We start from the raw sequence: 20,060 nt of genomic DNA, 5'->3' as shown, positions 1-20,060 counted from the left end.
CTTAATATATCCCGGGAATCAACCGATAGCGCACGCGTCGTGCATAGTCTCGATAGCCCGGCAACTCTTCCTGTAACGTCCGGTCTTCAAGCGCGGTTCTAATCACCGTGATGATTGTTGCCAGCGCCGCAGGAATCAGTGTCCACAGCGAGCCCAGTGCAAGAACAATACCGAACAGTGGAAAAATATTTCCAGCATAACCCGGGTGCCTCACCAACCGGTACGGGCCACTGTCACACACCACATGCCCTCGATCCGTCCGAATACACACCACGCTGAAGAAAAAGCGGTTCTCTGCCAGTGCCCATGCAGCGAAAGCGTATCCGAGCAAGATCAACGTGAAGCCAATCACGATGAGCCATAGCGGGAATTCGGGGGACCAGTTAAAGCGGTGGTCCAGTCCCGCCACTATGACCATAGGGAACACGAGGCTCACCGCCATCAGTGGGGCAAGCACTTTGTCCCAGGCTTTTGCGTTGCGGATATTTTCAATATTTTGTCGTTCGGCTATCAATCCGGGGTGTCGCCGTTCCGCCCATATGCGCCCCCCTATACCAGCAGCAAAGATCAGTAGGGAATAGAGCCACGCCTGCCACCAACCGAGGTCCCCACCGCATACCAGTAAAATCAGCGGGATAAGGAGATACACCACAACTAATCTGATCCACTGGCGAGGGGATGCTGTTTGCGCTGCCTCTTTATTAACCGCCTTCGCTGACATGTCATTCCCCAAAACTAAACGTGGGTAAGTCTTTCGCCTAACGCCCATAGTAGGAGCAGCCGAAACACAGTGTAGGCTGTCTCGCGGAGGCGGTGCTATTTTGCGGTCGGAGTGCAATAACTGGGTTGGGTCAACCTTATAGCGCCTGTTTGTTTTGGGTAGTTCAATGCCAAAATGTTGATCTGACCCATTTATTACGAATGACTCTGAAGTTCTTACCCCCAGAAGGTGAGTTTTCCGGAGGTTCTCAATGACACTAATAAAGAAAATAGGAATGACAGAGCCAAAATCTTGATTCCGTTAATTTCATGTCCATCTGCGTTGCAATCTTTCAAGATTGCTTTGCTCGGGTCCTTCGGATCATATGCAACTCTGTATGAGTGGTTCTCAAGATACTTCCTTGCATATCGTTCAGGGATGATTGGGGATTCTATACTGCAAACACTTGATCGATAGATCGCCCCGTCAATTTCGTAGAGAAAAGTCAATCTTATAAGCTCGTTACCAAATCTTCCGGTTGTAGGGGCTGTTCGCTTCGAAATTACCGTGCCGTCTACGAAATGTGATTTAAAAGCTTCCGGCTGCCATAAATATATTGTAGTTAAAGAGTACTGGATCTCTGCCATGCCCCACATAAATACTGTCCAGAAGGCCAGGCTATATAAGCTTATTCTCATGTGGTTTTAGATGTCTCAAATTGAATCTGGTGTCGGCGACAGATTCCCCGCCACCCTAAAAAACGCTGCGCGGATTCACTGTTGCAGAAAATGGAGTCATAACTTAACTCCGCCCCCAATATCCTATCTACGTATTTTTGCTATTGGTAAAGTAATACGCAGTTATGCTGCCAAGCAAAGTTCCGGAGAACGCCAGAAATTCAGGGAAGTGAGGATTCTGCATTAGTGCCAGCGAGAAGATAAAACCCAGCAATAGTAAAACCGTTAATACGGCTAGCACGGGCTTTATCCTTTTATTAATGCGCTCTGTCTTTGGCTCTGCTTGCCCAATTCCGTTACAGGCTGCACAGGACAGGCCGAAATATACTTGGTTTTTACTCAGCTCGTGGACTTTTGCGCAGGCATTGCAACTCGCCCCATCTTTGCCTGTAGTGCAGGTTCCCGATTCATTGCAGTGCCTGCAGGGGTACAGATTTGCCTTGATTTCATGCATGTTCTTCTACTCTGGATGCGGTGGGCTGGCGCTTGGCTTTGGGTTTGCTGCGCTTCATGCGATAGGTTATCTGGTTGCCATTCCCCTTCTTCTTCGTGATTTCCAGTTTGGCTTTCAAACTCTCTAATAGCTGCGAAAATTTAGGAGCGCCGTAGGAGCGAGGGTCGAAGTCAGGCATTGATCGCTTCAGGAAGCTCCCTGCCGCGGAGGCATTGGCCCAGCCGCTTTCGTCCTGGAACTGCTCCCAAGCCTTGGTGAGTAACGGGATCAGTTCTGCGGGGTCATTCAGGTTCTTCTTCGCCTCTGGTTCCTTCGGTTTTCCCGCTGTCTTGGCGGGGGCCGGCTCGTCGCCACCCAAATTCTCGGTGAAGATAAAGTCATCACAGGAATTGCGGAAGGAGATGGGGGTTTTGCGTTCGCCAACGCCAAACACGAACATCTCGTCTTCACGCAGGCGGGAGGCCAGTTTGGTAAAGTCGCTGTCGCTGGAGACCAGGGCGAAGGCATCGAAGCGCTTGGAGTAGAGTAGATCCATGGCATCGATGATCATCGAGGCATCGGTGGAGTTCTTGCCGGTGGTGTAGGCGAACTGCTGCACCGGCTGGATGGCCAACTCGTTCAGCGATTTCTTCCAGTTCTTCAGGTTGTCGCTGGACCAGTCACCGTAGGTGCGCTTGATGACGATATGCCCGTGTGCGGAAATCTCGTCCAGTATCGTCTTAGTCTTGGAGTATTGGGCGTTGTCCGCATCGATCAAAACGGCGATTTTCTTGTGATCATCGAGATCTTTCATTGGCTTCCTTGCTCTTGTTGTTTCCAGTGCTTAATCAACAGGGATTCATAGATGACGCTTTATGTGTCAATATTGTACGCTGACTCCCATTATTTATTATTCTGTGAACTCAATATTTCACCAGATGGCAGTGATGCCTGATACTGCTCCCAAGAGAAAAACGATAAAGCTTATTCCCCCCAATGTGAATTCCACTTTGTCGTTTTGGGTTAGAGTTTCATCTCTTTGGTTCAATTCGCCCCAGTTAATAGAGCCTTCGTACCAATAATCTGTATTTTTATTCCACGCCTTATCTATCGAATACATGCGAAACAACATTCTTAGTAGCAGTACGGCTGTTGTCATAAGCCCAATCATAAAGAAGGTGAGGGCGGCTTTGTGGTAAATTCCAAAGTCACTAGATTGGATCTTTATTAATGCAGCTATGGCTAAAATTCCGCCAGAGTGCGCTGCAAAAAGAAACTTGATGAAACTTTCTGCGAGTTTTCTCAGGATCTCCTTAAGCTCAGCCATTCGATGATTTATATATTCATCATGGCTGTTGTTTCCTTCTTTTATAGTGTCAGAGTCTTTCATGTTGTTTGTTGCTAACGTCGTGAGCAGGTACTGGTTTCGTTGTGCACATTTTGCGCGAATATGGGCGTTCAGTGACCAGCGCAAAATGTAGAATAAATGGTGTCAGTTGAGAGTTTTGAGCTGATAATCAGTGCCTTAAATTAATGCCAGAAATTTGATCTGACCCCATTTACTTCGCAAAAGACAGCGCCTCTTCGGCAGTATTTAGCGTCTCTATGCGGATGCTTTCTAGTTTGCCGTTGGTAAGGCTGGTAGCGGCAACCCCGTGCGCATTTTTGCCGCTGGGGTCGTATCCGACAATAGTGCCGCTGACTGGATTCTGTTCATTCATGAGCTTAAGTCATTTCTAATTGAGGTGAAATTATGTGCAAAAAATTTACTCTGATCCCAATTATCTTTTTGCGCATTTGATTTCAAAGGCAATGGCGCTTTATCGTCCGATTCCCTTGTTTGTTAGCCTTAGCTTGTAATTGAGGTAAGTTGCAATGGCATTTATTGGAACAAAAAAAGCCGCCGTCAAAAACGCCCACCATCTAAATTTATGAAGAAATGAGTCAATGCTGGATCCTGGTATTTCACTGTAAAAATAGGCCCCTAAAAATGTAGAGAGGGCAAATAGCACGATTGGAGTATTTGATAGGATGCTCGCAAGAATGAATTTCCCCCTTCGTAAGAGAAGGAAGTGTTTTCTTCTGACTGCCATATCAATGTATTTCATGCCCTTCCTTTGTGATGAATATTGCTTAATGGACCTTGAATCGGCCACTGTTATTAGCACTGCCTCAATCTATTACTAATATTTATATCGCGGGCTCAAATACTGCTATCTCTGACGGTTTGCCGGTGCTATCTCATTGGCCCCCGTCAGTTCTTGCGCGTCACGGGGTGCGGAAAAACAGCAAGTTTACTTTTCGCTCTTAACGACTCATATCCCGGTAAGTCGTATTCTTGTCGATTGCGACTATCTAGCTGATTTTGGCGAGGTCTTTGTTCATGTGCTCATGGGGGTAGACATAATAGTCATGGGGGCGCGCCTCTTTTCCGCGCATAAAAAAAGCGGATGCATAAAACTATACATCCGCTCTCAATACATCTCTTCCTGTGAGCGACTACTTGTTGTAGTTGTCCATGCTTTATTGCTTCTTGGTTGTTCTTACCATTGAAGCGCACCACCGGTCTGGTATTCGATAACCCGCGTTTCGAAGAAGTTCTTCTCCTTGCGCAGGTCCATGATCTCGGACATCCAGGGGAAGGGGTTCTGGGCGCCCGGGAACTGTTCTTTCAGGCCCAGCTGGCTCAGGCGGCGGTTGGCGATGAAGTGGAGGTATTCCTCCATCATGTTCGCGTTCATGCCGAGTACGCCGCGGGGCATGGTGTCGCGGGCGTAGGCCACTTCCAGTTCCATGCCTTCGAGGATCATCTGTGTGACTTCCTGCTGGAATTCCGGCGTCCACAGGTGCGGGTTTTCCAGCTTGATCTGGTTGATGACGTCGATGCCGAAGTTCAGGTGCATGGACTCGTCGCGCAGGATGTACTGGAACTGCTCGGCAACGCCGGTCATCTTGTTGCGGCGGCCCATGGACAGGATCTGGCTGAAGCCGCAGTAGAAGAAGATACCCTCGGTCACCGCGTAGAAGGCGATCAGGTTGCGCAGCAGCTCCTGGTCGGCTTCCGGCGTGCCGGTCTTGAAGGTCGGATCGCCGATGGACTGGGTGTGCGACAGGCTCCAGGCGGCTTTCTTGGCTACGCTCGGCACTTCGCGGTACATGTTGAACACTTCACCCTCGTCCATGCCCAGGGACTCCACGCAGTACTGGTAGGCGTGGGTGTGGATGGCCTCCTCGAAGGACTGGCGCAGGATGTACTGGCGGCACTCCGGGTTGGTGATGTGGCGGTAGATGGCCAGCACCAGGTTGTTGGCTACCAGCGAGTCGGCGGTGGAGAAGTAACCCAGGGAGTATTCCACGATGCGACGCTCGTCCTCGGTCAGACCCTCGGGGTCTTTCCACATGGACACGTCTTTGTTCATGTTCACTTCCTGCGGCATCCAGTGGTTGGCGCAGCCGTCGAGGTATTTCTGCCAGGCCCAGTCGTACTTGAACGGCACCAGCTGGTTCAGGTCGGCGCGGCAGTTGATGATGCGCTTCTCGTCCACCTGGATACGGGCGGCACCCATTTCCAGCTCTTCCAGACCCGGGGCAGGGTCCAGCTCGGCTACGGCGGCCCGTGCGGCTTCGACCGCGGAAGTGGCTTCCGCAGGAGCAGCGTTGGATTGGGCCGCGGGCGACGCCGGAGCGCTGTGCGCCTCATAAGAGGCAGCGGATTCGTTTACTTCTTGTTGCAGCGTCTCCGGCGCCGGTCGCGGTTCGGCGCTTTTCTTGGTTTGTTGGGGCTGTGTGTCGAAGTCGTCCCAGCTCAGCATAGTAGGCCCTTTTGATCCGTATTTTTTCTGTGTGTCTGTGTTCGAGTTTTGTGTCGGCCGCTCTTACGGAGCGCCGCCCCCTGAGTGGAAGTCAGGGTACTGGGGTGAAGGTTTCGAAACCGTCCGCGCCATGGACGGCGCGGCCGGAGCTACAGGGATGTATCAATGCGTTTTCGAAACCTTCGCCCCAGTGCGCTGACGCTCCCGCGCCAGCTTCAAAGTTCTGTGGTGCATTATTTGTAACGCACCCCGGCGCGGTGATTCCTGCGCCAGATCAATTTTTTGTTTTTCTTATTTTTCTTTTCTCGTCGGAGAGTTTTTACGATCGCAGCCGACACCCGGTCCGTTTTTGTTTTTCCCGTCTTTCCCCCAAGAAAGGCAGGGTGGACCGGGGTCGCCGCGAGGTCTTGGCCGCTAGTGCGGTAGACGCTCTCCCCGAGACTTTTATAAATCTTTTAAATCTTTTAAATCTTTTAACTCTTATCTCTTACCAACCTCTGTCAGCCGATCAGGCGGGCCCGCAGGCCCGCACTGATTTTTACTGACAGGCTTCGCAGTCCGGGTCGTCCAGGGAACAGGCCTTGGGCACTGCTGCCGGGGCGGGCTCGGCCTGCGGGGCCGGTGCTGCCGATGCCGGTGCGCTGGCTCCGGAACTCACCGCGTTCAGGGTGCCGCTGTTCACGGTGGATTTCTCCGTGCTGGTGGCAGCCAGGGCGCGCAGGTAGTAAGTGGTCTTCAGACCGCGGTACCAGGCCATGCGGTAGGTCAGATCCAGCTTCTTGCCGTCGGCGCCAGCGATGTACAGGTTCAGCGACTGCGCCTGGTCGATCCACTTCTGGCGACGGCTGGCGGCATCGACGATCCAGCGCGGCTCCACCTCGAACGCGGTCGCGTACTTGGCTTTCAGGTCCGCCGGGATGCGGTCGATCTTCTGTACCGAGCCCTCGTAGTACTTCAGGTCGTTGACCATGACCTTGTCCCACAGGCCGCGCTCTTTCAGGTCGTGCACCAGGTAGGGGTTCACGACGGTGAATTCGCCGGACAGGTTCGATTTCACGTACAGGTTCTGGTACGTCGGCTCGATGGACTGGGAAACACCGGTGATGTTGGCGATGGTCGCGGTCGGTGCGATCGCCATCACGTTGGAGTTGCGCATGCCCTGGGCTTTTACCTTGTCGCGCAGACTGTCCCAGTCCAGCGTGGAGCTGGTGTCCTGCTCGATAAACTGCTCGCCGCGCTGCTCCGCCAGGATCTGGATGGAATCCAGCGGCAGAATGCCCTTGCTCCACAGGGAGCCGTCGTAGCTCTGGTACTTGCCGCGCTCGGCCGCCAGGTCGCTGGAAGCGGAGATCGCCTGGTAGCTGATCGCCTCCATGGTGGTGTCGGCGAAGGCCACGGCCTCGTCGCTGGCGTAGGAGATGCCGGCCTTGTACAGCGCGTCCTGGAAGCCCATCAGGCCCAGGCCCACCGGGCGGTGACGCATGTTGGACTGGCGCGCGGTGTCCACGGAGTAGTAATTGATGTCGATAACGTTATCGAGCATGCGCACGGCGGTCTTCACGGTGCGGGCCAGTTTGTCCTGGTCCAGCTTGCCGTCTTCACCGATGTGCTGCGCCAGGTTCACGGAACCCAGGTTACATACCGCGATCTCGTCGTTCGCCTTGGTGTTCAGGGTGATCTCGGTGCACAGGTTGGAGCTGTGTACCACACCGGCGTGCTGCTGCGGGCTGCGCAGGTTGCAGCTGTCCTTGAAGGTGATCCACGGGTGGCCGGTTTCGAACAGCATGCCCAGCATCTTGCGCCACAGGTCCAGCGCACGGATTTTCTTGTGCAGCTTCAGCTTGCCTTCGGCGGCCAGCTTCTCGTAGTGCTCGTAGCGCTCTTCGAAGGCGCTGCCGATCAGGTCGTGCAGGTCCGGGCAGTCCGCCGGAGAGAACAGGGTCCACTCCTTGTCTTCGAACACGCGCTTCATGAACAGGTCCGGTACCCAGTTGGCGGTGTTCATGTCGTGGGTGCGGCGGCGGTCGTCACCGGTGTTCTTGCGCAGCTCGAGGAATTCTTCGATATCCAGGTGCCAGGTTTCCAGGTAGGCACAGACAGCGCCCTTGCGCTTGCCGCCCTGGTTCACCGCTACCGCGGTGTCGTTGGCCACTTTCAGGAACGGCACCACGCCCTGGGACTTGCCGTTGGTGCCCTTGATGTAGGAACCCAGGCTGCGCACCGGCGTCCAGTCGTTACCCAGGCCGCCGGCCCACTTGGACAGCATGGCGTTGTCCTGGATAGCGCCGTAAATGCCGTGCAGGTCGTCCGGTACCGTGGTCAGGTAGCAGGAGGACAGCTGCGGGCGCAGGGTGCCGGCGTTGAACAGGGTCGGCGTGGAACTCATGTAGTCGAAAGAGCTCAGCAGGTTGTAGAACTCTACCGCGCGCTCGTTCTTGTTCTCTTCGTTGATGGCGAGGCCCATGGCGACGCGCATGAAGAAGATCTGCGGCAGCTCGAAACGGATGTCGTCGCTGTGCAGGAAGTAGCGGTCGTACAGGGTCTGCAGGCCCAGGTAGGTGAACTGGTGATCGCGTTCGCCTTTCAGGGCGTAACCCAGTTTTTCCAGGTCGAAGGAGGCCAGGGCCGGATCCAGCAGTTCCAGCGCAATACCTTTTTCCACGTAGGCGGGCAGGGCGGCCGCGTAGAGATCTTCCATCTCGTGGGCGGTCGCGCGCTCGGCCACACCGAGGAAGCGCAGCGCTTCGGCGCGCAGCTTGTCCAGCAGCAGGCTGGCGGTGGCGAAGGTGTAGTTGGGTTCCTGCTCGACCAGGGTGCGCGCGGTGATTACCAGCGCGGTGTTGATGTCGGTTTCGGAAACGCCGTCGTAGAGGTTCTTCAGCGCTTCATCGAGGATGACCTCGCCGTTCACGTCCTTCAGGCCTTCACAGGCCTCGCTGACGATGGTGCGCAGGCGCTCCATGTCCAGCGGCATCAGGCTGCCGTCTTCCTGCTTGACGCGGATGCTCGGGTGGGCGTCGGCGACGGCTTCTTTCTGCTGATGCTCCTTTTCGGCGCGCAGGCGGGCGTGCTCCTCGCGGTAAAGCACGTAGTCGCGGGCGATCTTCTGTTCGCCGGCGCGCATCAGGGCCAGTTCCACCTGGTCCTGGATCTCCTCGATGTGGATGGTGCCACCGGACGGCATGCGGCGCTTGAAGGTGCCGCTGATCTGGCTCACCAGGTCCGCCACTTTCTCGTGGATACGGCTGGAGGCCGCGGCGGTGCCGCCCTCAACGGCGAGGAATGCCTTGGTGACAGCGACGGAGATCTTGCTGTCGTCGTAGGGCACTACGGTGCCATTGCGCTTGATAACGCGAATTTGTCCCGGCGCGGTGGCGGTGAGAGTGGTGCCGCCGTTGGCCTGATCCTTGGAAGTGCCCGAATTTTCCGTAGGCACGGTTTGAGAGCGCCCTGTCTCTGTGTGCATGAAGATCTCCGCAAGAACGAGAAATGTGTACTGTTGTTTTTTACCGCTTCTGTCCGCCTGAACAGCAACCACACGATCGTGTGGCCCCCCGTTAGGGGAGGCGCGGAACGGGTCCATCGTTTTGTCAGCGGCGCCACAATGTTGCGGCGGCCACTCGAAACAGGCCGCTTGATCGCCGGTTTCCCCCCGAAGGTCTGCCGGCGTGTGCCTGCGGCGGAAATCCATTCCGCCTGTTACCTCTGATTTGCTTGAAAAGCTGTGCCTGACTGTTGGTGCCGCGATGGCGGCAATGCGTCGGAATTCACCCCGTCGGCTTGGGGTTGTGTTTGGTGCGTACCCCAATATATAGGGGTCGTGCCTCGACTGCGCTACAAGATAATGCGGTAGCGGGGTCAATTCAAGGCGAATAACCTTGTGTTTATTTGTGGATAAATTGTGGGTAGGCGGTGGAGGTCAGTGGCCACTTTCGTGCCAGCGCCCGCCATTACTGGGGGTGGTTAAATGCTGTACAGGGGGATTTTGCACTGCGGGATTTTTAAGAATTTTTTTTAATAGTAAACGCCCCCTAAATTAACCAAAGCAATAACAAATTCAGTTTGTTTAGTCCTTGTGCAAACTGGTACTCGAACGTCCAGTTCTGGTGTCGTTATATTGATCGCCGGTGGTTTTTTGATCGGGTGACGCCGGCGGGCAGTCGCCGCGCCCGCATGGCGAAATTTTCGCCAAAAAGCGCGAGCGGTGACCGGCGGCGATACGATTCCCGGGCGGGAAATATATCGCTGCCGGAAATGTGAGCAGTTACTTGCTGTTTTCCTGCAGGAATTCCATCAGCGCCTTCTGTGCGTGCAGGCGGTTTTCCGCCTCGTCCCAGACGACGGAGATCTTTTCATCCTCCAGCAGCTCGCCGCTCACTTCCTCGCCGCGGTGCGCCGGCAGGCAGTGCATGAAGATGGCGTCGCTGTTGGCGTGGCTCATCAGCTCGTGGTCGACGAGGAAGCCCTCGAACGCCTTGATGCGGATCTGCTGTTCCGTTTCCTGGCCCATCGAGGCCCACACGTCGGTGGCGACCCAGTCGGCGCCGCGCACGGCGTCCACCGGCTTGCGCACGATTTTTACCCGGTTGCCGGCGGCGGCGAGCAGGGATTCATCCGGCTCGTAACCCTCGGGGCAGGCGATGCGCAGCTCGAAGTCGCACTGGCGCGCGGCGTTGATATAGGAGTTGCACATGTTGTTGCCGTCGCCGACCCAGGCCACCACCTTGCCCTCGGGGCTGCCGCGGTGCTCGACGAAAGTCTGGATGTCGGCCAGCAGCTGACACGGGTGGTAGCTGTCGGACAGGGCATTGATCACCGGCACGCGCGAGTAGTCGGCGAAGCGCTCCAGCACGTTGTGGCCGAAGGTGCGGATCATCACCATATCGACCATGCGCGAGATGACCCGCGCGCTGTCCTCGATCGGTTCGCCGCGGCCCAGCTGGGTGTCGCGCGGGGACAGGAACAGGGCGCTGCCGCCCATCTGCGCCATGCCGGCCTCGAAGGACACGCGGGTGCGGGTGGAGGACTTCTCGAAGATCATGCCGAGCACCTTGTCGCGGAAGGGCTCGGTGGCGATGCCCTGGGCGCGCAGCGCTTTCAGTTCGATGGCGCGCTCGATGACGCTCTTCAGCTCGTCCTTGGACAGGTCCAGCAGGGTGAGAAAGTGTCTGGTGGCCATAGGTTCCCCCTTTTATATCAGGCCGCTTGCCGGGCGAATTGTTGGATCAGGTCGCTTACTGTGCTGGCGAGCTGGCCGCACTCCTCGTCGGTGAGGGTGAGCGGCGGCAGCAGGCGCACCACGTTGCCGGCGGTGACATTAATCAGTAGCTCCTGCGCACGGGCCAGTTCCACCAGCTCGGCGCAGGGGCGGTCGAGTTCGATTCCAATCAGCAGGCCGAGGCCGCGGACCTCTTTGACCGCGGCGCAATCGGCCAGCTGCAGGCGCAGCTGTTGCAGCAGGCGGGTGCCCAGCTGTTCCGCGCGCTCGATCAGCCACGAGCTCTCCAGGGTCTCCAGTACGGCGAGACCGGCGCGGCACGCCAGCGGGTTGCCGCCGAACGTGGAGCCGTGGCTGCCGGCGGTAAACAGCTGCGCCGCCACACCGCGCGCCAGGCAGGCGCCGATGGGTACGCCGTTGCCGAGGCCCTTCGCGGTGGTGACCACGTCCGGCAGTATGCCGGCGTGCTGGTACGCAAACAACTTGCCGCTGCGGCCGTTGGCGGTCTGGATCTCGTCCAGCATCAGCAGCCAGTCGTGCCGGTCGCACAATTCGCGCAGCTTGTTCAGGTAGTCGGGGGCGGGCACGCGGATGCCGCCCTCGCCCTGCACCGGCTCCAGGAACACCGCGACGATGTCGTCGTGGCTGGCGGCGAGCTTTTCGATCGCGTCCACATCGTTGAACGGCACGCGCAGGAAACCCTCGGGCAGCGGGCCGAAACCCTGCTGCACCTTTTCATTGCCGGTGGCGGTCAGGGTGGCGAGGGTACGGCCGTGAAAGGCGCCCTCCATTACCACGATCCGCGGCACGGCGTGGCCGCGCTGGTTGCCGAGCTTACGTGCGAGCTTGATCGCCGCCTCGTTGGCCTCGGCGCCGGAGTTGGAAAAGAACACATTCTCCATGCCGGACAGGAACACGAGTCGGTCCGCCAGCTGTTCCTGCGCCGGGATGTTGTACAGGTTGGAGACGTGCAGCAGCGTCTGCGCCTGGTCGGCGAGCGCCTCGGTGACCGCCGGGTGGCAGTGGCCGAGGCCGCAGACGGCGATGCCGGAGATGGCGTCCAGGTATCGTCGGCCGGCGTCGTCCCACACGTAATTGCCTTCACCCCTGACCAGGGTCAGGGCTCTGTCTCCATAGTTTTGCATCAGTGCGGGAGTGGCCACGTTACATTCTCCTCTGGTGGCGGGCCTGTAAAACCGGGTTTGCCGCAGAAAATTCGGCAGGGGCTGCGCTAGTCCGCAGTTTCCCCGGGAAAGCCGGCAATACTAGCACACGGAGTGTGGCGCGCCAGTGATCGCGCCGCTTTTAGTACACGGCACCACACTAGGGTACAATGCCGGCCAGCGCGCGACCGCCCAACGTTGGCCTGCGCCCCGAATCGTCTAAAGGCTCTACTACCCGAGGTTAGTCATCCCTATGGATACACTGGAGAACATCAAGCAGCAGATCGCCGACAATGCCATCCTGCTCTATATGAAAGGCAGCCCCAACGCACCCCAGTGCGGTTTTTCCATGCGTGCCTCCCAGGCGCTGATGGCCTGTGGCAAGCGTTTCGCCTACGTGGATATTCTGGCCAACCCGGATATCCGCGCCGAGCTGCCCAAGTACGCCAACTGGCCGACCTTCCCGCAGCTGTGGGTGAAGGGTGAGCTGATCGGCGGTTGCGACATCATCATGGAGATGTACGAAAACGGCGAGCTGAAAACCCTGGTCGAAGAGGCCGCTGCCGAGAGTGAAGACGGCGAGTAAACATCGCTCCTCCACTTCGCAGAGACAAAAAAGCCGCGACAGTTGTCGCGGCTTTTTTATTTGAAGGATCACCATTCCAGCTTATTTTCGTCATACCGGCGTGCGCCGGTATGACGATTAGCTAAAAAATACTACTCGGAAGCCTTTTCCATCTGCGACTGCAGGTAATTCTGGATGCCCACCTTGTCGACCAGCTCCAGCTGGGTCTCCAGCCAGTCCACGTGTTCCTCTTCGGAGTCGAGAATTTTTTCCAGCAGTTCGCGGCTGCCGTAGTCGCGTACGGATTCGCAGTAGGCGATGGCATCGCGCAGATCCGGGATCGCCTTGTTTTCCAGCTTCAGGTCGCACTTGAGCATTTCGACGGTGTCCTCGCCGATCAGCAGTTTGCCCAGGTGCTGCAGGTTGGGAATGCCCTCGAGGAAAAGAATACGCTCGATCAGCCAGTCGGCGTGTTTCATTTCATCGATGGATTCGTGGTACTCGTGCTTGCCCAGCTCTTTCAGACCCCAGTTGTCGTACATACGGGCGTGCAGGAAGTACTGGTTGATTGCCACCAGTTCATTGCCCAGTATTTTGTTCAGATGTTCGATGACTTTGGGATCGCCCTTCATAGCTTTTGCTCCTGTGGCCCTGCGAGTTCGAATGGACTGCAGAGAATTCCTGATTGTTAGTCGCTAAAGTTCGCCGCTGAATGAATGCCCTTGAATTATTGTAGGGTCACAGCCGCTATGCGGGTCGAGTTTGCGGTGCCGTTACCGGCAAGTCAAGCGCGCCGTAAACGCTGCGCACAGTGGGAAAAACAAGGGGTTTAACGCAAATTCGGCCGAAAACCGCAACGAAAATGATTCTGTTTTAGGTGGCGCTGTCAGGCGGTTAAGTTCTGTTGAATAGCGGCAATTTTCTCTTCGATGAGGGCGCGGTCGACACGGCTTGGTAAAAAAGCATCGCTGTCTTCCGCCATGCGTTGCAGATAATCGTACAGCGCCTTGCGGTCGTGCTCCCGCGCGCACACATCGGCGAGTTCGGCCAGGGCATTGAGCAGGTGGCGCATAACTACACCGTTACCGCGGCCGTGTTCGTAGATCTCATCCAGCGCGGCGTTGAGCAGGTGGGAAAATTCCAGTTCGCAGGTGACGAGGCGCAGCTTGCCATCGGAATCGTTGAAGCAGTTCGGCGGTTCCGGTCGTTGCAGCACCGTGCCGAGGCCTTCGATCAGGCGATCGATGCAGGAATAGGCGGTAAAGGGATCATTGATGCCGGGCGACAGTGCGCGTTCGGCAATCTGCGCGAGTTGGCGGATGGAGAAAACGATGTCCTGTGCCGAGGTCGGCAGCGGGCCGATTTCCAGCGCCCCCTGTACCTGTGCAATCAGGTTGTCGGCATTTTCCCGCGGTTGGTAGATGCGGCCGATGACGCTCCAGTGATGGATATAGGTACCGGGGTGGCAATCGATCAGCAGGCAGCAGTCAAACTCTGCCGCCACTGCGATCAGCCCCTGCCGATCGATAAATTGCACATAGCCGCCGCTCGGGGCGGGGATGTTGATCCAGCCGGTGCCGAGTTCCAGCCGCTCGATGTCGAAGGTTTCGCCGCGGCTGTCTTCCTCTGACTTCGGATACTCGCGTTCGATCGCCTGGTGGAACTCCTGATTGATCTGGTGGGTGACATTGTCCACCTGGATCGACTGCGCGACATTGTGAATGAAATAGATCAGATAGCAGATACTGATCAGGGCCAGCAGCAGCGCCGCCTGTACGGCGAGATCGTAATTGCTCGAGTTTTCGCCCAGGGTGCTGATGCTGCGCATGGTCAGCACCGCGTAGACAAAGGTGGACAGGAAAATACCCAGGGATACCTGGGTGCCGCGATCGCGAATGAAATTGCGCACCAGGCGCGGGCCGAATTGATTGGAAGCGAGGGTCAGGGCGACCACAGTAATGGAAAACACGGTGCCGGCGACGGTAATGGTGGAACCGGCGATGACCGACAGCAGTGAGCGGGCACTGTCGGCGTCGCGCACGCGCAGCCAGTCGAATCCGGTCAGGCTGGCGGGGTCGATCGAGGCGTCGATCACACGCAGGATGTAGGCGAGTGCAAAGGCCGACAGGATCATCGTCAACGGCACGCTCCAGAAACTGGAACGCAGCTTTTCACTCAGGTGCAGAAAATACTGTTTCATGAATTCACTTGCGCGGCAGACACGTGAGTGAAGTCAGCTTAGTCCAGCTATTTCGGCGGATTGATAAAAAGTGGGTTTGGCGACAGGGAAGAGGGGGCTGCGGCTGATCACCGGGCGGTGATCAGCGCGAAATCGGGGCTCAACTGGCGGAATAGAAGAGGCCGCTGTTGGCGGCGGCGATAACCCCGCCGGCCATGGTCTCGTCGATAATCTCCTGGGTCAGCTCGGCACAACGGCCGCACTGGGAGGAGACGCCGAGCTGGCGGCGCAGGGCTTTTACCGATGTGGAACCATCGTATACCGCTTCCTTGATCTGGCGGTCGGTAATGCCTTTACAGATACATACGTACATTGTTGCTGGAACCCTGGCGTAAATTCGCTCAATCTCTTTTAATAAGCGGATCGTATTGCAAGTGAGAATGAGTGTCAATAAGATTCTGTGACGCTCAATTCTCAGTCTAGCCGTATGTTTTGTGACCGCCCGGGCAAGGGGGGACTGGGAGTTGAGAGCTGGTCAGATGTGTTCGGTAGCGCGCCTATCGACGCCATATAAAAATTTAATGGGACTGAAATAGGCGGGTGTGTATCATAGCGACCCACTATCAATTCTTATTCAATTTATAGCGGTTGCATATAAATTGATCATTTCACCCTTTATAAACAACCCATCATTGGATTGAGGAGGTTCTCATGGCAGTACTGGTAGGCAAACCAGCACCGGATTTCACCGCAGCGGCGGTACTGGGCAACGGCGAGATCGTTGATTCCTTCAACCTGAAAGAGACCATCAAGGGCAAGAAGGCCGTTGTGTTCTTCTACCCGCTGGACTTCACCTTCGTGTGCCCGTCCGAGCTGATCGCTTTCGATCACCGCTATGCCGAGTTCCAGAAGCGCGGCGTGGAAGTAATCGGTGTTTCCATCGATTCCCAGTTCTCTCATAACGCCTGGCGTAACACTTCCGTCAACGACGGCGGCATCGGCCCGGTCAAGTACACCCTGGTTGCCGACGTGAAGCACGAAATCTGCCAGGCCTACGACGTAGAAGCCGAGGGCGGTGTTGCTTTCCGCGGTTCCTTCCTGATCGACGAAGAAGGCGTGGTACGTCACCAGGTTGTCAACGACCTGCCGCTGGGCCGCAACGTCGACGAGATGCTGCGCATGGTTGACGCACTGGCATTCCACCAGGAGCACGGCGAAGTTTGCCCGGCTGGCTGGAAGGAAGGCGACAAGGGTATGAACGCTTCTCCGGAAGGCGTAGCGGCTTACCTGAGCGAAAACGCCGACAAGCTGTAAGTCGACGTTCCCGCAGGGGAGTGCCCGGCGCTCCCCGCCGTCAGAAAAACCGCCGCGAGGCGGTTTTTTTTATTCGGGCCATCCATGGCCGGAATGCCGAGCCAGCTCATCCTACCGGCAGCCTCCGGCTGTGCAAGACGACCTTCCTTGTCGTTTTGTGTGCCCAAATTCCCCATCGCCTCCCCTTCGCTGCTGCTGATTACAGGATGACAGCGTTATCTCGTGCTTTTTTCGCGCCAGTCCTCATAACGACTGTGCGCCAGGTCTGAAGTGCGATTAAAATGCTTTGCCTCGCCCCAGCGGCTTCCGAATGGGCGAAGACGAGAGAATTTTTCCGCTCGCTGCTAGTCTTACATCAAGTAACAGACCATATTGCCGCGGCGGCTCGAAGTACGGCATGAGACCTGCAATCTTATTCACCTCGATCAGTTATGTGCGCCTGCGCGGCGCGCTACACATCTACCTGGCACTGCTGCTCTGCGGCCTGGGGCTGCCGGCGCGTGCGGTCGATATCGACAACAGTGCCAAGGAATTCGACCGCTACTTCCGCCTCCTGATGAAGCAGAAGGCTATCCCCGGCGGTGCCTACGTCATCGTCGACGGCAACAAGGTCGTGGCAATGGATACCTACGGGGTCCGCGTCAAGGGCAAGAAGGGCAAGGTGGATCGCGATACGGTGTTCCGCCTGGCATCGGTATCCAAGACCTTCGCCGCGAGCATGGCCACGGTCCTCGAGCACGAGAAGAAGTTCAGCTGGGCCGACAAGGTGGTGCGCTATGTGCCGGAACTCAGCTTCAAGACGCCGGCCCTGTCCCGGCAGCTGGAGGTGGAGCACCTCCTCAGCCACTCCTCCGGCCTGACTCCCAATGCCTACGACAACTACCTGGAAGACAACAAACCGCTCAGCAAGATATTGCCGAAGTTCGCCAATATCGACCCGCGCTGCACGCCTGGCAAGTGCTACGGCTACCAGAATGTGCTGTTCAGCCTGATCGAAGATGTGATCTACCAGGCCACCGGCGTGAGCTACGCGCGGCAGCTGAAGGAGCGCTTCTTTATCCCGCTGAAGATGGACGATGCCTCCGTTGGTTGGGAGAGCTTTATGGCCTCCAACAACCGCGCCGCCCCTCATATACAGACCGGCAGGGGCTGGCGCCCGGTGAAGGTGGAGAAGGAATATTACTTCGCGGCCCCGGCGGCCGGCGTGAATGCCAGCATCTCCGATATGGCCCAGTGGCTGAAAGCGCAGATGGGCTACTACCCGAAGGTGCTGTCTCCCGCGGTCATCGAGGACATGACCACCGAGCGGGTCGCAACCAAACGCCATATGCGCCACCGTATCTGGCGCGACTACCTGTCCCATGCCGGTTACGGCCTCGGCTGGCGCCTCTATACGATCGGCGATGACCGCATCATCTACCACGGCGGTTGGGTCGCCGGCTTCCGCGCCGCGGTGGCCTACTCCGAGAAGCAGAAGATCGGCATAGCGATACTGATGAATGCAGAATCCCGCGTGATCGCCGATCTTACCGCCAACTTCGTTATCGATATCACCGGCAACGGCAGGCTCGCCACTGCCATGGCCAACAAGTAAGCCCTCCTTACCTGCGTAGGACGAGTTTCTCCGGCTAGGCCCTTTTTTCTGCCGAGTTCTGCCGGGTTTTCGCCCTGTAGCCAGCTTTGCGGCGGCGCTGGTGCCGGTGGCCGTCCGGTAAACAGCCTCATCGGCAATCGTTTCCCGGACGGCCCCCGGCACCAGCGCCTTTGCATCCCCCCGGTATCAGGGGCGCCCTGACGCCGGATGTTGGCCGCCCCCTTGAAACTCCGCCACCCACCCCTATATCTGCTCCCTGTTCCGAATGAAGTGTACGGGGAGACCAATCCATGACCGTTGAGGCCCATAAAGAGAGCCACGGTTTCCAGACGGAAGCCAAGCAACTGCTGCACCTGATGATCCACTCGCTCTACTCCAACAAGGAGATCTTCCTGCGCGAGCTGGTATCCAATGCCTCCGATGCCGCCGACAAACTGCGGTTCGAGGCCCTGTCGAAGCCGGAACTGCTCGCGGAGGACCCCGAACTGCGCATCCGCATCGAGTTCGACCGGGAAGAGGGCACCGTGACCATCACCGATAACGGTATCGGTATGAGCCGCGACGAGGTGATCGAGAACCTCGGTACCATCGCCCGTTCCGGCACTGCCGCCTTCATGCAGCAGCTGACCGGCGACCAGAAGAAGGACGCACACCTGATCGGTCAGTTCGGCGTGGGCTTCTACTCGGCCTTTATCGTCGCCGACAAGGTGGACGTGTTCACCCGCCGCGCCGGCCTGGACACGGACCAGGGCGTGCACTGGGAGTGTCACGGCGAGGCCGAATACTCGGTGGAGAATGTCGAGTGGCCGCAGCGCGGCACGCGCGTGGTGCTGCACCTGAAAGACGAGGCGAAGGAGTTCGCCGACGGCTGGCGCCTGCGCTCGATCATCAAGAAGTACTCCGACCACATCGCCATCCCGGTGGAGATGCTGAAAGAGCAAGCTCCGGCCGCCGAGGGTGAAGAGAAGGAAGGCGAAGATAAACAGGCGCCGGAATTCGAGGCGGTCAACGCCGCCCAGGCGCTGTGGACCCGCCCGCGCAGCGACATCAAGTCCGAGGAGTACAAGGAGTTCTACAAGCTTATCTCCCACGATTTCGACGACCCGCTGACCTGGAGCCACAACCGCGTGGAAGGCAAGCTGGACTACACCAGCCTGCTGTATATCCCCGCCCGCGCGCCCTTCGATCTGTACCAGCGCGATGCCGCCCGCGGCCTGAAGCTGTATGTGCAGCGCACCTTCATCATGGATGACGCCGAGCAGTTCCTGCCGCTGTACCTGCGCTTCGTGAAGGGCGTGCTGGACTCCAACGACCTGCCGCTGAACGTCTCCCGCGAGATTCTGCAGAAAGACCGCAACACCGACGCGATCAAGAGCGCGCTGACCAAGCGCGTGCTGGATATGCTCGACAAGCTGGCGAAGAAGGACGCGGACCAGTACCAGAAGTTCTGGGATCTGTTCGGCAATGTCATGAAAGAGGGCCCGGCCGAAGACTTTGCCAACAAGGATAAGGTGGCCAAGCTGCTGCGCTTCTCCACCACGCACACCGACGAGCCCAAACAGGATCAGTCCCTGGAGGACTATGTCGGCCGCATGCAGGATGGGCAGAAGGCCATCTACTACGTCTGTGCCGATAACTTTGCCACCGCCAAGTCCAGCCCCTACCTCGAAGTCTTCCGCAAGAAGGGTATCGAGGTGCTGCTGCTGACCGACCAGGTGGACGAGTGGTTCGTCGGCCATATGCACGAGTTCGACGGCAAGCCGTTCCAGGACGTCGCCAAGGGTGCGCTGGATCTGGGCGAAGCCGAGACCGACGAGGACAAGGCCGAGCGCGAGAAGGTCGAGAAGGAATCCGGTGCACTGGTCGAGCGGGTCAAGGAGGTGCTGGAAGGCCGCGTCGAGGACGTGCGCGCGACCACGCGCCTGGTGGACTCGCCGGCCTGCCTGGTGGTCAGCGAGCAGGATATGGGCCCGCAGATGCGCCGCATCCTCGAGCAGGCCGGTCAGGCGTTGCCGGAGGCCAAGCCGATCTTCGAACTGAATCCGTCCCACCCGCTGGTACAGCGACTGGACCAGGAGGCGGACGAAGACCGTTTCGCGGACCTGACCAACATCCTGATGGATCAGGCCAACCTGGCGGCGGGCAACCAGCTGGCAGATCCGGCGGACTATGTGCGCCGCCTGAATACGCTGCTGCTGGAGCTGAACGCCTAAGCCTGTTTGACCGACAGGGGGCGGCCATGGGCCGCCCCTCTTGTTTTCGGTTGGCTGATTTTTATGCGATCTGCCGGTAAATGGCACCGACTGATCGTGATATGACCGTCATTCACATTTTTTTCCCGCCGT

The 20,060-nt window shown here is 57.5% G+C and carries 16 protein-coding genes; 4 read left to right on the top strand and 12 right to left on the bottom strand.

Annotated features, from left to right (window positions below):
• Nucleotide 1: 1 nt before the first annotated feature.
• The 9 genes from BLW36_RS05660 to BLW36_RS05625 form a co-directional block, all read right to left on the bottom strand.
• Nucleotides 2–721: a methyltransferase family protein gene (locus BLW36_RS05660; protein WP_091385999.1), complete on the bottom strand. Its 720-nt coding sequence runs from the start codon at nt 719–721 to the stop codon at nt 2–4.
• 804 nt (nt 722–1,525) lie between these two features.
• The gene (locus BLW36_RS05655) at nt 1,526–1,891 is read right to left on the bottom strand and encodes a molecular chaperone DnaJ (RefSeq protein WP_091385998.1); all 366 of its coding nucleotides are present in this window, start codon (nt 1,889–1,891) and stop codon (nt 1,526–1,528) included.
• On the bottom strand, nt 1,884–2,684 hold the full coding sequence (locus BLW36_RS05650; RefSeq protein WP_091385996.1) for an NYN domain-containing protein: 801 nt from the start codon (nt 2,682–2,684) through the stop codon (nt 1,884–1,886). Before BLW36_RS05650 ends, BLW36_RS05655 begins: the two co-directional genes overlap by 8 nt.
• Nucleotides 2,685–2,801: 117 nt before the next feature.
• Nucleotides 2,802–3,260, bottom strand: coding sequence for a hypothetical protein (locus BLW36_RS05645; protein ID WP_091385995.1), 459 nt, complete (start codon nt 3,258–3,260; stop codon nt 2,802–2,804).
• 169 nt (nt 3,261–3,429) lie between these two features.
• On the bottom strand, nt 3,430–3,591 hold the full coding sequence (locus BLW36_RS17325; RefSeq protein WP_170833128.1) for a hypothetical protein: 162 nt from the start codon (nt 3,589–3,591) through the stop codon (nt 3,430–3,432).
• 822 nt (nt 3,592–4,413) lie between these two features.
• A complete protein-coding gene (locus tag BLW36_RS05640; protein ID WP_091385993.1) occupies nt 4,414–5,682 on the bottom strand; it encodes a ribonucleotide-diphosphate reductase subunit beta in 1,269 nt (422 codons plus the stop codon).
• Nucleotides 5,683–6,220: 538 nt separating this feature from the next.
• Complete coding sequence (locus tag BLW36_RS05635; RefSeq protein ID WP_091385992.1) at nt 6,221–9,148, bottom strand: ribonucleoside-diphosphate reductase subunit alpha; 2,928 nt, start codon at nt 9,146–9,148, stop codon at nt 6,221–6,223.
• A gap of 798 nt (nt 9,149–9,946) precedes the next feature.
• The gene (argF, locus tag BLW36_RS05630) at nt 9,947–10,861 is read right to left on the bottom strand and encodes an ornithine carbamoyltransferase (RefSeq protein ID WP_091385990.1); all 915 of its coding nucleotides are present in this window, start codon (nt 10,859–10,861) and stop codon (nt 9,947–9,949) included.
• Between the two features lie 17 nt (nt 10,862–10,878).
• Nucleotides 10,879–12,063, bottom strand: coding sequence for an aspartate aminotransferase family protein (locus BLW36_RS05625; RefSeq protein WP_170833127.1), 1,185 nt, complete (start codon nt 12,061–12,063; stop codon nt 10,879–10,881).
• Between the two features lie 253 nt (nt 12,064–12,316).
• On the opposite strand from BLW36_RS05625, the gene grxD reads away from it, so the two are divergent.
• Nucleotides 12,317–12,649, top strand: coding sequence for a Grx4 family monothiol glutaredoxin (gene grxD, locus BLW36_RS05620; protein ID WP_091385987.1), 333 nt, complete (start codon nt 12,317–12,319; stop codon nt 12,647–12,649).
• A gap of 131 nt (nt 12,650–12,780) precedes the next feature.
• Here grxD and bfr read toward each other — a convergent pair whose 3' ends face one another.
• From bfr to BLW36_RS05605, 3 genes are all read right to left on the bottom strand, one after another.
• Entirely contained in the window at nt 12,781–13,260 is a 480-nt protein-coding gene (bfr, locus tag BLW36_RS05615) for a bacterioferritin (RefSeq protein ID WP_091385985.1), read from the bottom strand.
• A 254-nt stretch (nt 13,261–13,514) separates the two neighbouring features.
• Entirely contained in the window at nt 13,515–14,828 is a 1,314-nt protein-coding gene (locus BLW36_RS05610; RefSeq protein ID WP_091385983.1) for a DUF2254 domain-containing protein, read from the bottom strand.
• Nucleotides 14,829–14,967: 139 nt separating this feature from the next.
• Nucleotides 14,968–15,180, bottom strand: a complete 213-nt coding sequence (locus BLW36_RS05605; RefSeq protein ID WP_091385981.1) for a bacterioferritin-associated ferredoxin — start codon at nt 15,178–15,180, stop codon at nt 14,968–14,970.
• Between the two features lie 338 nt (nt 15,181–15,518).
• Here BLW36_RS05605 and BLW36_RS05600 point away from each other — a divergent pair, with 338 nt between their 5' ends.
• From BLW36_RS05600 to htpG, 3 genes are all read left to right on the top strand, one after another.
• On the top strand, nt 15,519–16,121 hold the full coding sequence (locus BLW36_RS05600; RefSeq protein WP_091385979.1) for a peroxiredoxin: 603 nt from the start codon (nt 15,519–15,521) through the stop codon (nt 16,119–16,121).
• Nucleotides 16,122–16,518: 397 nt separating this feature from the next.
• A complete protein-coding gene (locus BLW36_RS05595; RefSeq protein WP_091385977.1) occupies nt 16,519–17,715 on the top strand; it encodes a serine hydrolase domain-containing protein in 1,197 nt (398 codons plus the stop codon).
• Nucleotides 17,716–18,005: 290 nt separating this feature from the next.
• Entirely contained in the window at nt 18,006–19,928 is a 1,923-nt protein-coding gene (htpG, locus tag BLW36_RS05590; protein WP_091385975.1) for a molecular chaperone HtpG, read from the top strand.
• Nucleotides 19,929–20,060: the final 132 nt, after the last annotated feature.

It is taken from the genome of Microbulbifer marinus (genome assembly GCF_900107725.1).
Lineage (GTDB): Bacteria > Pseudomonadota > Gammaproteobacteria > Pseudomonadales > Cellvibrionaceae > Microbulbifer > Microbulbifer marinus.
Note: the sequence above shows the minus strand (reverse complement) of the source record. Positions and strands in the feature narration are given on the sequence as shown.